12 protein-coding genes are annotated in these 14,203 nt (G+C 42.5%); 9 read left to right on the top strand and 3 right to left on the bottom strand.

The genetic code is table 11. The annotated features are described in order from the left end of the window. Positions 1–212 precede the first annotated feature (212 nt). Both mltG and tmk read left to right on the top strand, forming a co-directional pair. Complete coding sequence (mltG, locus tag RCH20_RS03365; RefSeq protein ID WP_327192593.1) at positions 213–1,538, top strand: endolytic transglycosylase MltG; 1,326 nt, start codon at positions 213–215, stop codon at positions 1,536–1,538. 145 nt (positions 1,539–1,683) lie between these two features. Further along, complete coding sequence (tmk, locus tag RCH20_RS03360) at positions 1,684–2,397, top strand: dTMP kinase (protein ID WP_327192592.1); 714 nt, start codon at positions 1,684–1,686, stop codon at positions 2,395–2,397. A gap of 259 nt (positions 2,398–2,656) precedes the next feature. Here tmk and RCH20_RS03355 read toward each other — a convergent pair whose 3' ends face one another. Next, positions 2,657–4,906, bottom strand: coding sequence for a cation:proton antiporter domain-containing protein (locus RCH20_RS03355; protein ID WP_327192591.1), 2,250 nt, complete (start codon positions 4,904–4,906; stop codon positions 2,657–2,659). A gap of 724 nt (positions 4,907–5,630) precedes the next feature. On the opposite strand from RCH20_RS03355, the gene RCH20_RS03350 reads away from it, so the two are divergent. From RCH20_RS03350 to RCH20_RS03330, 5 genes are all read left to right on the top strand, one after another. Further along, the gene (locus RCH20_RS03350; RefSeq protein WP_327192590.1) at positions 5,631–7,073 is read left to right on the top strand and encodes a Do family serine endopeptidase; all 1,443 of its coding nucleotides are present in this window, start codon (positions 5,631–5,633) and stop codon (positions 7,071–7,073) included. 465 nt (positions 7,074–7,538) lie between these two features. Further along, on the top strand, positions 7,539–8,444 hold the full coding sequence (gene dapA, locus RCH20_RS03345) for a 4-hydroxy-tetrahydrodipicolinate synthase (RefSeq protein WP_327192589.1): 906 nt from the start codon (positions 7,539–7,541) through the stop codon (positions 8,442–8,444). 90 nt (positions 8,445–8,534) lie between these two features. Next, positions 8,535–8,858, top strand: coding sequence for a hypothetical protein (locus RCH20_RS03340; RefSeq protein ID WP_327192588.1), 324 nt, complete (start codon positions 8,535–8,537; stop codon positions 8,856–8,858). A 162-nt stretch (positions 8,859–9,020) separates the two neighbouring features. Then, on the top strand, positions 9,021–9,734 hold the full coding sequence (purC, locus tag RCH20_RS03335; protein ID WP_327192750.1) for a phosphoribosylaminoimidazolesuccinocarboxamide synthase: 714 nt from the start codon (positions 9,021–9,023) through the stop codon (positions 9,732–9,734). 516 nt (positions 9,735–10,250) lie between these two features. Then, on the top strand, positions 10,251–10,583 hold the full coding sequence (locus tag RCH20_RS03330; protein ID WP_442793095.1) for a DUF3817 domain-containing protein: 333 nt from the start codon (positions 10,251–10,253) through the stop codon (positions 10,581–10,583). 8 nt (positions 10,584–10,591) lie between these two features. Here RCH20_RS03330 and RCH20_RS03325 read toward each other — a convergent pair whose 3' ends face one another. Further along, positions 10,592–11,293, bottom strand: a complete 702-nt coding sequence (locus RCH20_RS03325; RefSeq protein WP_327192586.1) for a glutathione S-transferase — start codon at positions 11,291–11,293, stop codon at positions 10,592–10,594. Between the two features lie 211 nt (positions 11,294–11,504). Here RCH20_RS03325 and RCH20_RS03320 point away from each other — a divergent pair, with 211 nt between their 5' ends. Then, positions 11,505–12,152 carry a DNA-3-methyladenine glycosylase gene (locus tag RCH20_RS03320; protein WP_327192585.1) on the top strand — a complete coding sequence of 216 codons (648 nt, stop codon included), beginning with the start codon at positions 11,505–11,507 and terminating at the stop codon, positions 12,150–12,152. A gap of 152 nt (positions 12,153–12,304) precedes the next feature. Continuing rightward, positions 12,305–12,616, top strand: a complete 312-nt coding sequence (locus RCH20_RS03315; protein WP_209955771.1) for an NGG1p interacting factor NIF3 — start codon at positions 12,305–12,307, stop codon at positions 12,614–12,616. 636 nt (positions 12,617–13,252) lie between these two features. Here the strand turns inward: RCH20_RS03315 and RCH20_RS03310 are convergent. Then, complete coding sequence (locus RCH20_RS03310) at positions 13,253–13,951, bottom strand: hypothetical protein (protein WP_327192584.1); 699 nt, start codon at positions 13,949–13,951, stop codon at positions 13,253–13,255. Positions 13,952–14,203 lie beyond the last annotated feature (252 nt).

Genomic DNA, 14,203 nt, shown 5'->3' with positions numbered 1-14,203 from the left:
AATCCATAGTAAAGAGCTATTGTTATAATATTTGAACATAAATGTAGTCAAAACCAGGTGTTGTATTTATTGTTTAAAATTTTTATGAATAGTGGTTATTCAACTACATTTTTCTATCTAAACACCAAGTTAATTCACAAGCTAAGCAAATGCCATTGAAAAGCGCACGGTTCAATGCTAAATTCTAACAAACTTCTGCCTCGCGAGTTGCCATGAGCAAGCTAACACCCGAAACACCCTCCAATCACTCTGATGATACCCCACCAAATAAAAAAAATGGCGAGATTAATGAGCCTGTCGATACACCGATAGACTCAGAACCAGCAGCAGTTGATGAGTCGCGCGTGCAGCAAGAGCAAACAGATTCGAGCGCCGATAAAATAGAAGCAGATAAAGCGCCAGCGACCGACATCTCATTGATCGGTGCAGAGAAGACTTCGCGACACTATGAAACAGACCATCAATCATTTTTTATGCAGCGCGGCTATCAGATATTGTTAGTGGTCGGGTTGATTGCTGCATTTTTATTAGTGATGGTTTATCAGACTCTGTTTGGACGTATTACCCAGTCGCAGCAGATGGTCACTATTGAGCCAGGCCAGACTTATTATGGGTTATTGCCGCAGTGGCAGAATGTTCCATTGTTTTCTGCCAGTATCGCCAAGTTTTATATCAAGTCGCAAGTCGATGCACCGCTACATGCTGGCATTTACCAAATACCTGAGAACCCAACGGTCGCTGAAGTGTTGCAAGTGTTAGAGCAAGGCGCAAAAGCGGCCATGGTAAAAGTGCAAATTATTGAAGGTAAAACCTCTAAGGATTTATATCAAGCGTTACGCGATAATAAAGGCATCAAAAAAGAAGTGCTGACCGCTGATGCAGATAATGCCAGTATTGCACAAGCATTGGACTTGGTTGGTATATTGCCGGACTCTGTAATTAATAGTGATGACCCTATCGTCAATCATAACCTTGAAGGTTGGTTTTCACCTGATACGTATTATTATGGTGAAGGCACCAGTGATAAGCAGGTACTGACGGACTTGTATAAGCGTCAGCAACAAGCACTCGCTAAAGCGTGGGAGAATCGTGCACCAGATCTGCCCTATAAGAGCCCTTATGAAGCGCTAGTGATGGCCTCTATTATTGAAAAAGAAACCAGCGTCGCTGCAGAGCGTCCAATCGTTTCTGCGGTCTTTAACAATCGTTTGAATAAAGGCATGCGTATGCAAACTGATCCGACCATTATTTATGGTATGGGCAGCCGCTACGAAGGCAATATTCGCCGCAAAGATATTGATGAAAAAACATCTTATAACACCTATCAAATTGATGGCTTGCCGCCCACGCCAATTGCGCTACCTTCAGCAGCTTCTATTGAAGCGACCTTACATCCTGCTGATAGCCAGGCGCTATACTTTGTGGCAACTGGTAATGGTGGGCACAAATTTACCAATAGCTTGGCTGAGCACAATCAGGCGGTAAGAGATTATTTGAGCGTGATGCGTGAAAAAAAATCACAAACGCCGCCGCAATAGATTCGCGTGTGCTATTACTTATTAGTAGCCATTAATCGTTGATAGTTGCCATACACACTGCTCAGTTTTTATAAAGGATAACGGCTATTTATTTAAAATTAATCTTGCCAAGTCATAAAATACACGCGAAATATAAGGCGACATCATGTCAGCATCGTTAACCGCTGGTTCGACCCAAACTAATATTGACTCTGCTGCTACTCATAAAGCGCCAGCTAGGCCAGAACAGCAAGGGCGCTTTATTAGTGTTGAGGGTACAGAAGGTGTGGGAAAGACGACTGCTATTGAGCAGTTATGCGTACGTCTACAAGCTAATAATATCGACTATCTGCGCACACGCGAACCGGGTGGTAGTCCTTTTGCTGAGCGGTTACGAAGTATATTGCTAGATCCTGCGACTGATATCAATGACGATACTGAGCTGCTGTTATTATTTGCCGCACGTTGTGACCATCTGCAGCAGATTATTCTACCGGCATTACAGCGTGGGACTTGGGTGATATGTGACCGATTTATAGACTCGACCATTGCTTATCAGGGCTTTGGCCGTGCTCATGGTGACAGTGCTGTATTGACTAAGATTGAGACGCTCATTGCGCAGTTTGTTCCGCAATTGCCTGAGCTAACGTTGTGGTTAGATTTGCCCGTATTAGAGGGCATGGCACGGGCTGGCAAGCGCAGTGCTGCCGATCGCTTTGAGCAACAAGCAACGGCATTTTTTACACGAGTACATGAAGGCTTTACCACCCTTGCTGCTGAGCATCCTGAACGCATTCAGTGTATTGATGCGTCAGGTAATGCTGATGAAGTGAGCATGCGAGTGTGGCAAGTGATGCAAACGCAATTCCAGTTGAGTTAACCTATAGTCAATGAAAAGTAATATCGATACATAACCTACTGCTGGCATACGTTTTTCTTGCTTGCTGTGCCTACGCAGGCAGACAGAGGCTACAAAAAGCGTATACCAGCAGTACCGTCGCGTTTTTAAGGTATTTTAACTATAGGTCACGCCAACCTTCATATCGGTTGCAATCCACAAATCCCCATTAAAAAGCCCAGCGTGCTGTTATTAATAGCCGCTGGGCTTTTTGTCAATACAGTTGAGTCAAGGTCACCTGTTATTTGTCTAAGTCTTCATCAGGGCTAGCCTTGATAGCGCCTTTATCATTACTGGTGTCAGGCAGACGATTGGGATCAAGTGCTCCTTTCTTCGTTTTGGGGGCACTGCCATTACCATTAGTACTGCTACTAACGGTTTTCTTGGATGTTGCTGAGTTTTCAGACACGATGCCTTTAGTTTTTACACTAGCTACCTTTTCTTTCAAAGCGGCTTTTTTATCGGTGACTTCTTTAACCGTTTTCTCTATTACTGTTGGCGATGCTATGTTGGCAGTCTTGAGTGATTCATCTTGCGCGGCGTTTTCTTTGTGTTCTACCAACTTGTTCTGCTCTTGCTCTGACTCATCTACTATGTCATTAGGCAATTCTTTTTCTTTACGCTTTTCAGGTGCTTTGGATTTGGCTTCAAACTCAGCATCTGCAATCGCGCGAGCTTGCTCTTGTTTGGCAGTGACATCTACGGGTCTCGGCTGGATATCATCATCAACCACTAAAGCGATAAGTTTGCGATCGCGCGAAACAGTACCATCAAACTTATCGGTAAAGATTTGAATCTTACCTTCTTTATCGACGGTATAGAGTGGCACAAACTGCTTATTATCCGCTTTATACTGCTCAAAACTATAGCTGTCAGTAATATTGGTAATTTTAATACGCGCTTTTTTTGATAGCATGCTGGCCAGCTTGGTATAGGTCACATCTTTACCAAACAGCCACTGGGAATGAAAGTTTGATTGCTTATCATCGCGTTCGCTTCTGACTTTTTCATCACTGAATTTGAGTCGAAAGAGTCTTCTTTCACCGAACTCGTGGCGATAATGAATCTCAGACAAGGTGTTCATTTCCTTATCCATACTCATGGCGAACAAATGACCGATACCGATTAAGTCGAGGTGATGATCAGCGTGATCAGAAATTGGGTTACCAAAATAGGTGCGCAGGCCACTCATGCGCGCGCGTGCAATGTTGGTGTAGTTATTATGAGCGACAATGACATCGAAGCCTTGGTCTTTCAATGACGTAGCGACCAATAGTGCGACGGGATTGGAGCCGACTACTAAAATACCATTGGTCTCAGGCTCGCGCACGCCTAACCAATTGCCAACCATCTTTGCACCTAAGCCCTGAATCATCACAGTACCGATGATAACTATAAATACTAACGGTACCAATAGCTCAACGCCTTGAATATCATACTCTTGCAAGCGAATGGCAAATAGTGAGGAGATAGCTGCGGCGACAATACCGCGCGGGCCAATCCAGCTGATCATCAGTTTTTCGTTGGTTTTTAGGTCGGAGCCAATAGAGGACGCCCAGACTGATAATGGGCGGGCGATAAACATGACTATGGCCAACAATACTAGACCTGCAAAGCCAATACTCAATAGACTCTCTAACTCAACACGAGCGGCGAGAATAATGAATAAGACCGAGATTAATAACAGCGTCAGCGACTCGTTAAATTCCAAAATCGTATCACGCGGGAACTTAGGCCAGTTGGCCAGCGCTACCCCCATTACTGTGACCGTTAATAAGCCGGATTCGTGCTCTAAATGATTCGATATCGAAAACAAAAGCAGCACAAAAGCTAGAGTAAACACATTGCGCAAAAATTCAGGCACCATATGTCGGCGCATGAGGAAAGCCAGCGCCCAGGCGCCAGCCAGACCGATAGCTGTTGCCAAGACTACAATCTTGGCAAATAGCAAAATACTACTGGCCTCGCCGCCGGAAATGATATATTCATAAACCAATACCACCGCAATGGCACCGATTGGATCGATGATAATGCCTTCCCATTTCAAGATATTAGAAATAGTCTTATTCGGACGGACACTGCGTAGGAGCGGCATAATCACGGTTGGGCCAGTCACACAAACCAGCGCACCAAATAACAAGGCGATTAAGGGATCAACGTCGAATAATAGATAAGTTGATAGTGCCACGATGGCGATAGTAATGAGTACCCCGACCGATACCAGCATCTGTACCACAGTACCGTGTTGCTTGATCTCATCAAATTCTAGGGTTAGCGAACCTTCAAACAAAATAATCGCGACCCCCAAAGAGATAAAGGGAAACATCAGTTCACCCAAGACTAAATCAGGATCGAAAATGCCCAGAACAGGTCCAACAATAATACCAATCAGTAACAAAAACAAAATGGACGGTTGCTTTAAATACCAAGCCAACCATTGGGCGGCAATGCCAATCCCAACCACGCCGGATAGCAAGAGGGCGGTATCCATAAATTAATCCTTTTATAATCTTGTTATACTTTATGTCGAGTAATGGCTGCCATAGAGCTTACTATAGTGAAATTATGACAAACGGTTATAACGGTTTTGGTAATATAAGCCATCTAGTGTAGTCGTGTTATAGAGTAGCAGGGACAAAAGTGCTCCGAGTTAAAAAAGGTCGTTGAGGGTCTCAACAGATAATCAATAAAAGCTAATGATAGCCAACTTAGCAAGCTTATAGGCGGTCAATAATAATATTTCCATGTTGACTTTTGTTTGCTTTTGAATTTATTTGGCTTATTATAATAGCATGATTTTATTTTATTGATGTCGAGCCCATTGTTCATTGTAATGGTAGGTAAGAGTAGTCGTTCTATTTAAGCTATTATTTGGTTACCTAAATAGCCCTGCCTTAGGTTATTCTACTTCGTAGCGACTATAATAAGATAATAATAAAATTTATCATACAATAGCTGTGTCTATTGGGTTTATTAAGAATATGGCTGCAAGTTTTGGCACGGCTCACTATTAAACTGATAAACTCTTAGATGCACAGATGTCAGGTAAACTAAATAATCAGTCATTCATTCAATACCGATATCTATAAATGTTAAGTTTATAACCAGTCCCCAATATTAACTTATAAGCGGACTAAGCATTGCTAGCAATAACAGTTATAAAATAGGCGGCAATAATTAATTATAGATATAAAGACCACTCATATGGGGACAACATGCCTAAACAACGCAGTACTCGTCAGATGCATAATTGGTTACAGCGCAGTACACTGGCGCTAGCTATTGGCACGACCATGATGGTTAGTGTCAGTGCTGCGACCATGCCAAAAGCACATGCAGCAGTGACTACCGCAGATTTTTCAGATCTGGTACAGCAAGTAACACCAGGGGTGGCGCGCGTTAATGTGACTAAAACGGTTAGTGAGGAAGAGCTGGCCAAAGCCCAAACCGCTGAACTACTACGGCAGTTCTTTGGTGATAAAATACGTATTCCTGAACAAGCGGTGACCCCAGCGATTGAGTATGCTTATGGGACCGCTTTTTTTGTCACAACCGATGGCTATATGCTTACCAATCATCATGTGATCGTCGGGGCAGATAAGATCACTGTGACGCTCAATGACCGAACGGAGCTAGATGCAACCGTTATTGGCAGTGATGAACGCTCTGATGTGGCCGTGCTAAAAGTTACTGGTAGAGAGTTCCCAGCCTTACCCATTGGCGATTCTAATATTATCAAAGTGGGTGAACCGGTATTGGCTATTGGCTCGCCGTTTGGCTTTGATTATTCAGCATCTGCAGGCATTGTTAGTGCCAAATCACGCAACTTCTCTCGCGAGACCAGTGTCCCGTTTATACAAACTGATGTGGCATTGAATCCTGGTAATTCAGGTGGACCACTATTCAATCAACGTGGCGAAGTTATTGGTATCAACTCACGTATCTTTAGCGGCACGGGTGGTTATATGGGGCTATCGTTCTCCATTCCGATCGACGCGGCGATGGATATCTACCAGCAGCTCAAAACTAACGGCGAAGTAAAGCGTGCCTATTTAGGTATTTATCCACAGGATATTGATCGTAATTTGGCTGAAGCTTATAAGCTAGCCCGTCCTCAAGGTGCATTACTGACCCGAGTATCACCAGACTCACCGGCACAACAATCAGGCTTGAAGTCGGGCGATATTATTTTGCAGTATAATGATATCCAGATTATGCGTGCATCAGATTTACTGAATCTAATTAATCGGGCTCGTCCCAATGACTCATTTCGCGCGTTGATTCAGCGTGATGGTAAGCAAATGAGCATGGCGGGTAAGCTCAGTCATGCCCCAAAAGATGTACAGGCCCAAGGCCGTGACCAGCAAGACGATGACGTAAGCTTAGGGCTGCGTTTGCGCAGCTTAACCCCAGAGGAACAAGCAGAGCTGGCTGCCGACAATAAGACCGGCATATTGGTTACCGCCGTTGACCCGACAGGCCTTGCTGCGCGCTCAGGAATCTTGGCAGGGGACGTTATCACGAACTTTCACCAAAAACCTATCAAAAAGTTAACTGACTTTTCAAGCGCCATCTCAGCACTACCCAAAAAAGGAGTGGTCACCATTGAAGTAATGCGCCAAGGTCTTCCTAGCATCATTGGCTTGCGTATTGAGTAACTAATGCAATAAGGTCGTGCTTTTGGTAGTCTCCCACTTATCGATGTGTTGACGATTCGTTAAAACCACTCAAAATATTTCATCAACACTGAGAAATTACGCTAAACTAATTATTAAACGCATGTGATTTGTTCGTGCTATTTGTTCGTGTCAACAGTTGGGCAAATAAAAGGCAAATTGCTGCTCAATGGGTAGACTGCTTGTCAATTGATAGATAGCGGTCAAACCAAAATATGCTACACTAACGGGCGTTTCTATTGCTATATACGTGTTAAACGCAAATAATAGTAAGGTTTAATTGAGCATGCTGTCATTCGCTGCGAGCTCACTGCGTGAACGTAAATGTAGTATATGAACAAACGGTATTAACATCGTGCAAGGCATTGTTATTAACATTGATACTTGCAAACGACCTATCATGTGACGGCTTTGATAAAAGCTATGATAATACAGTAAGGCAGGGTTATGAGTACAGCATACGACGACATCAAAATCCAACTACAAGGCTCAATGGTAGCGTTAGTAACGCCCATGCATCCTGACGGCACAGTCGACTATAAACGTCTGGCAGATCTCATAGATTGGCAAATCGAACAGGGTACCCATTGCCTAGTCGCCGTTGGTACTACTGGTGAATCGGCGACCTTGTCCATGCAAGAGCACAGCGATGTCATTCGCTATTTTGTTAAGCATGTCAAAGGTCGTGTACCCGTAATTGCGGGGACGGGTGCCAATAATACTACTGAAGCAATCAAGTTGACTCAAGACGCCAAAGAGGCTGGTGCGGACTGCGCATTATTAGTAGCCCCTTATTATAATAAGCCGCCCCAAGAAGGTTTGTATCAACATTATAAAGCCATTGCGGCTGCAGTTGATATGCCACAAATGCTCTATAATGTACCAGGACGTACCGTAGTTGATATTGCTCAAGCGACCGTTGAACGCCTAGCGGATATTGATAATATTGTTGCGATCAAAGATGCAACCGGCTCTGTCGCTCGCGGTGAACAATTAATCAAAGCGGTGGGTAGCAGAATGGTGGTGTTATCAGGTGATGATGGTACCGCGCTTGATTTAATGAAAGTAGGCGCTAAAGGTAATATTTCTGTCACTGCTAATGTTGCCCCAAAAGCGATGAGTGAGACCTTTACCGCCGCACTACGCGGTGATTTTACCGCTGCTAATAATATACATGATGTCATCAAGCACCTACATCGCGACCTATTCATTGATTCTAGTCCTATCCCTACCAAATACGCGCTACATAAAATGGGTATGATAGATACTGGTATTCGTTTGCCGTTAGTATGGTTGGCTGAAGAGCATCATGCGACCATTGATAACGCTTTAGTACGGGCAAATTTACTATAATTTTTAAGCTATAAGTCAGTATAGACGCTACGCTAACCACTATCAGCGATACGTCCATACTGACGTCGATTGCTAACTCTGAGAGACAGTATGATGAAGACATCATTAACCACCCCAAAACTGCTTACCGTCATATTTACCTTAGTGTTAGGTAGCACTGTCGTATTGAGCGGCTGTCAAACTACAAAAAGCTTGATTGGTAAGCGGGATAATGGCAGCTTGGAGTATCAAGAGAGCAAAAAGCTTGACCCTTTACAGCTACCTGCTGCGCAAGAGACAGCACCATTCGTACCTTTATATCCCACGCCTAATACGGGCGCAAATACGCTGACACTAGAAAACGAGTCGGGCAAACAGTACCAACTGCCTAAGCCTGAGCGCTCCGTTACTGTGACTACGGCCCCTTCTGAATAAACACCCTAGGTCTCCATTTATACGGCTAACGTACTTTTTCTATTATTAATATAGTCATCAATAACATAACTATTGAACTGCTTATTAATGCTGTTGTAGAGAGTACTTAGCGGTAGCTGCGCGTTTTTACCACATAAGCTTGAACGAACAGGAACTCCCATGATGCAAAAGCAACAATTGCTATATAAAGGCAAAGCTAAATCTGTCTACGAAACTGATAACAACGATTTTTTGATTTTACACTTCCGTGATGATACCTCAGCTCTTGATGGCCAGCGTATCGAGCAGCTAGCACGTAAGGGTGTGGTTAATAACCGCTTCAACACTTTTATTATGCAAAAACTAGCGGAAGCGGGTATTGACACCCATTTCGAAAAGCAATTGTCTGCCGATGAAGTATTAGTCAAACGTCTAGAGATGATTCCGGTTGAGTGTGTGGTACGTAATTTTGCTGCCGGTAGCCTGGTACGCCGTTTGGGATTAGAAGAAGGCCAAGTGCTAACACCGCCGACCTTTGAGCTATTTTATAAAGACGATGCACTCGGCGATCCGATGGTTAATGAATCGCTAGCAGTAACCTTGGATTGGGCAACAGAAGAGCAGCTAGCAAAAATGGAAGAGCTGACCTATCGAGTTAATGAGGTACTCAAAAAGTTGTTTGATGCTGGTGATTTAATGTTAGTAGATTTCAAACTAGAATTTGGCGTCTTTCATGACCGTATCGTTTTAGGTGATGAGTTCTCCCCAGATGGCTGCCGTATTTGGGACAAGAACACTAAGAAAAAATTAGATAAAGACCGTTTCCGTCAGTCATTAGGGGACGTTATTGAAGGTTATGAAGAAGTGGCCAAACGTATTGGTGTGCCATTAAGCTAAGCGTAAAATTGAATGAAGTGTTTAACCAATTTCATTACAATAAAAAACTGAGCCATGTGCTCAGTTTTTTTATGGCAATTTCGATTTAACGTAAGCTTGACTATAAGGACAATCGACTAGAGTTTGAGGGTTTGTTAGTATAAAAAATTGTGATAAATATAGTTCATGAAAAGTAATATTGATACATAATATACTGCTGGCATAAGTTTTTCTTGCTTGCTGTGCCTACGCAGACAGAGGCTGCAAAAAGCTTATACCAGCAGTACCGTCGCGTTTTTAAGGTATTTTAACTATATCTTCAGAATATAAGAAGGGAACTAAAATGTGAGCGAATGCAGAGTGATTGCAGAATGGCTGGATTAAGGCGTATCGTACTAAGTGGTAGCTGAAACAAACTAACACTTCAAAGCCCTGAGTAGAGCCAGTATCATAGCAATATTGATTGACCCCTAAATTATTTATTGATAATAACAAAAGGAAAACACAGTGTCGCAGGCTCAGTCAAATGCCAAACAAATACCCGGTCTTAAGAAAGAACAAAACACCGCCTTAAAAAACCTCACGATTATAGGCTACCTAGAAGGCACCTCTTTCTTGTTATTGCTCGGCATCGCCATGCCACTAAAATATATGATGGGCATTCCAGAAGGTGTGAAATATATCGGTATGGCACATGGGGTATTGTTCATCGCCTATATCTTGATGCTTATGGTCGTCGTCAACAAAATCAAAATGCCACTCTGGGTCATGCCCGCGGGCGTACTCGGATCGTTCTTACCGTTTGGCCCGTTTATATTCGACCATTTGTTGAAAAAAAACTTAAAGAAAGATGTGAAGAAAGCAGACTAAAACTAACCCTACTGCGGATGAGGCAAGCACACCCCATCAAGCAGGCCCAATGATGTAGGAAAAACGACCAAGTCATCTCCTTCTTGCCATGGCTGAAATTTGGTCATAGCTTGCAAGAACAATGGGTGCTCCAACCAGTGTTGTAGCCATAGCTGCAGCTTTGGGTAAGGTAAGCTGTAAAAAACATCACGATCCACATGAGCGAACTGGCGGACAAAAGGCATGATACCAATATCGGCAATGGTCGCATTATCCCCTAGCAAGTAAGGATTTTTAGTTAACAACTCTTCTAAAATCTGTAAAAAGGTTTCACCCCGTTGCCGGTACTCGGTCTGGGTCATCTCAAAATGACGATCGGCGTATTTATAGCGATCTAGCCAATGTTTAAAGTCGTTGTCGTTTTGTTCGATCAAAGTATTGGCCTGATGCAAAACCTTGGTATCCAATAGCCCCTGCGGATCTTTTTGCACAAGCGCCCACACCATTATCTCGCGGCTTTCTTCAATCACAGCATTATCCACAGTAGCACCAAAAATCTGTAAAACAGGCACGGTACCTTTTGGGCTGATCGCTAGCATCTGGGCTGGTTTATTTTTCAAAGTTATCTCCCGCAACTCCACCTGCACTTCTGCAAACAACAGGCCGAGACGGGCACGCATGGCATAGGGACAGCGACGAAAAGAGTACAGGCGATGCAGTGAGGAAGTCATAGGTATTTATGGTAACCACTTAAGTTGGATATGAGGACTATCATCTTACTACTAACTACGTTCGATTAAAAATAGCAGCGGCAACAGTAACTGGTTATAAATTAGCTTCCTTTGGAATTTGAGCCAATAGAGCCGTCATCCCATCTTATTTTTATGCTAAGTTATTGATTATCTATACTTATATCATAAAGATAAAAATAAGGTCTAACTAATGACATCCTCTAAATCCTCACTTCCCCAAATAACCATACTAGACTCCTCTTGGTTCACCCGCCCAACCTGTGTGGTTGCTGGTGATTTGGTTGGCAAAATACTATGTCGACAGCTGACAGACAGTGATGGCTCACAAAAAGTGCTAAGGATGCGGATCTCTGAAACTGAAGCTTATATCGGCGAAGATGATGGATCAGTTCAGGCGCATGTGGCAAAAGGAAAAGAAAAATCTGAAATCATGTATCGCGAAGGGGGCGTATTTTATGTATATCTGACTTATGGCATTCATCATATGCTTAACTTGATCAGTGGGCCTTCAGAATCACCAGAATCGGTTCTTATACGGGCGGGGTTTTTAACGGTCAATAGTGATCGACTGGTAGAGGAGCAATTGCTCAGCGCGGATAAGCAGCTGACACATCCTAAGCAACTTGCCGGCCCCGGAAAATTGACTAAGCGTTTGCAAGTCAATCGGGACTTATATGGCAAGTCTATCAGTCCAGAATCTGAGGTTTGGGTTGAGGACGATGGTTGCCAGCCGCCAGTATCGCTGCGACCGCGTATCGGTATTGATTATGCTGGCGATGCCAAGGACTGGCTATTACGTTATATATGGACCGATCATCCCTCTTTATCAAAGAAGTAGAGCATGGCTATTTATTCAACATCGATTATTCAACATTGATTACTCAAAAGTGTTTTTTAAATATTTCTTTTCAATGCCTCTTCTAAAGATCTTTTCAAAGTTGCGTTGTCAAAAAAATTTGCGTTGTTAAAATTAGATCATAAGGTGATGACATGTATAAGCTAACGGTTTTTATTCCTGAACAAGCTCTGAACGAAGTAAAGTCTGCGCTGTTTGCAGCGGGTGCAGGGACAATCGGCAATTATGAACAGTGCTGCTGGCAGGTACAAGGAATAGGGCAGTTTATGCCGCTGGCAGGTAGCACACCGCATATTGGGTCAAAAGATAGTTTAGAGATCGTCAATGAATGGCGGGTTGAGATGGTGGTTAAAGACTCTGCTATTCAGGCTGTTATTGCAGTGCTAAAGGAAGCCCACCCTTATGAGACACCTGCCTATGACGTGATCAAGGTGTTGGACTTTTGACTTAATTAATCATAAGAGAGGTCATAAAAGTGCTCGGTAGACAACTAAATATACCGAACATTGACTTATTTGGCTTTAAGTATAAAGACAGAAATATGTAGAAATAACTATTATGAATTTGAGTGACTGCTCGTCCTTGCTGACCTTAAATATATTACAATTGGGATAGCCAAGCTCGATGTTATAATCTTTGTGGTCGTGCTCAGCTTTGACTTCAATAATATAGCAGCCGACTCAGTAGTGGACTTCTTTTTTGAAGAAGTTTCTGAGTTTTTAGGGTATCTTCGAGATAATTCTTCCACTTATACTGCCCTCTTATTTATGACGGTATTTGTTATTGTTGTCGTTTGGCGTCACAGTAGTGCAACCAACAGCGGTACCTAATAAAACAACCACTAGACTGGCAGAGAGGGCGGTTTTTGATATTAAGGGTGATAAAATTTTTATAATAAAACTTTCTATCATGCTGTCAATACTCCGCTGATAGGTATTTTGGTTTTATAAAATTTTAGAATAGGACTTCATAATAAAAAAAGCCGGATAGAACCAAGGACTGGTTTATCTGGCTATAGACGTCAAGACATAAACAACGCCAAAATTTTAGCTTAACATTGAAAAAAATATAGGCATCAAGCGTTAATCTTTTTCAATTTTAATCACGTTTAGGTTGGGATAGCCTAGGGTGATCTCGTAGTCTTGTGAGCCGCGTTTGGCTTCAATTTCAAAGATACCACGATTATTCTTTTCCTCAAGCTCAATATCTTTGACCCGATAACCCATCCCTTGAACCTTATTAATTGCCCGCTGCTTAACGGCAGGGTAACGCGCTTCTCTTTTAATATTGTCTTCAACATCATCGTTCTTATAACGTTTATTATTATTTTTATGTTTACCGTTGTTTTTATATTTGCCGTTATCGTAATAGTCATTACCATTATTATGCTTGTTGTCTTGCCAAACGTTCGACCAGTCTTTCTTGTTCGAACTTATGAGCTTTAGCCCAGGATAACTATATTTCAGCTCATAGGGTTGATTGTTCTTTTTAGCATATACCGTAACAGCTTGGTTACCACGGTAATTATCAGGTTTTATATCCATCACCTGATAGCCCTTACGGCGTAAATCTTGGCGTAGCTGTTGGGTGATACGACCAAAATTACTATCACGATAATTATTGTCACGATAATCGTTATCTCTATAGTCACCACCGCCATATGTAGGCTGGTTGTCGTAGCCTGAGGCCACAGCGGTACAACCGGCTGTAGTGAGCAATAAAGCTGCTGCAAGTCCAGTAGCTATTGCTGTATTGAGTGTTGAAGGTTGTAAAAATTTCATAATGTAATCTCTCATAGTATTTGGTAGCTTACTGTTTATATGTTTTTCTTAACGTTATTTTTTTGCTCTGATAATGGTGGTAAACAACTTATCTAAGAATATTTTTTGATATGACTCTTGTCAAAAACGAGCAGCCACTAAATAGCGTTCGTACAGAAATTGCCTATCAAAATAAATATTTAGGGCTGGTCTAATACCAAAAATCAGAGTCATTAGCTTTATTGTTAGCCGATTTCTTGAAATAATTTCTTA

Origin of the sequence: Psychrobacter sp. PL15, assembly GCF_035984995.1 — a bacterium.
Classification (GTDB): domain Bacteria; phylum Pseudomonadota; class Gammaproteobacteria; order Pseudomonadales; family Moraxellaceae; genus Psychrobacter.
The sequence above is the reverse complement of the archived record's forward strand: the minus strand, read 5'-3'. Positions and strand labels throughout refer to the sequence as shown.

What these genes read in the sequence shown, in the direction of transcription:
- mltG (WP_327192593.1), top strand. Translation starts at nt 213, where the DNA reads ATGAGCAAGCTAACACCCGAAACACCCTCCAATCACTCTGATGATACC.
- tmk (WP_327192592.1), top strand. Translation starts at nt 1,684, where the DNA reads ATGTCAGCATCGTTAACCGCTGGTTCGACCCAAACTAATATTGACTCT.
- RCH20_RS03355 (WP_327192591.1), bottom strand. Translation starts at nt 4,906, where the DNA reads ATGGATACCGCCCTCTTGCTATCCGGCGTGGTTGGGATTGGCATTGCC.
- RCH20_RS03350 (WP_327192590.1), top strand. Translation starts at nt 5,631, where the DNA reads ATGCCTAAACAACGCAGTACTCGTCAGATGCATAATTGGTTACAGCGC.
- dapA (WP_327192589.1), top strand. Translation starts at nt 7,539, where the DNA reads ATGAGTACAGCATACGACGACATCAAAATCCAACTACAAGGCTCAATG.
- RCH20_RS03340 (WP_327192588.1), top strand. Translation starts at nt 8,535, where the DNA reads ATGATGAAGACATCATTAACCACCCCAAAACTGCTTACCGTCATATTT.
- purC (WP_327192750.1), top strand. Translation starts at nt 9,021, where the DNA reads ATGCAAAAGCAACAATTGCTATATAAAGGCAAAGCTAAATCTGTCTAC.
- RCH20_RS03325 (WP_327192586.1), bottom strand. Translation starts at nt 11,293, where the DNA reads ATGACTTCCTCACTGCATCGCCTGTACTCTTTTCGTCGCTGTCCCTAT.
- RCH20_RS03320 (WP_327192585.1), top strand. Translation starts at nt 11,505, where the DNA reads ATGACATCCTCTAAATCCTCACTTCCCCAAATAACCATACTAGACTCC.
- RCH20_RS03315 (WP_209955771.1), top strand. Translation starts at nt 12,305, where the DNA reads ATGTATAAGCTAACGGTTTTTATTCCTGAACAAGCTCTGAACGAAGTA.
- RCH20_RS03310 (WP_327192584.1), bottom strand. Translation starts at nt 13,951, where the DNA reads ATGAAATTTTTACAACCTTCAACACTCAATACAGCAATAGCTACTGGA.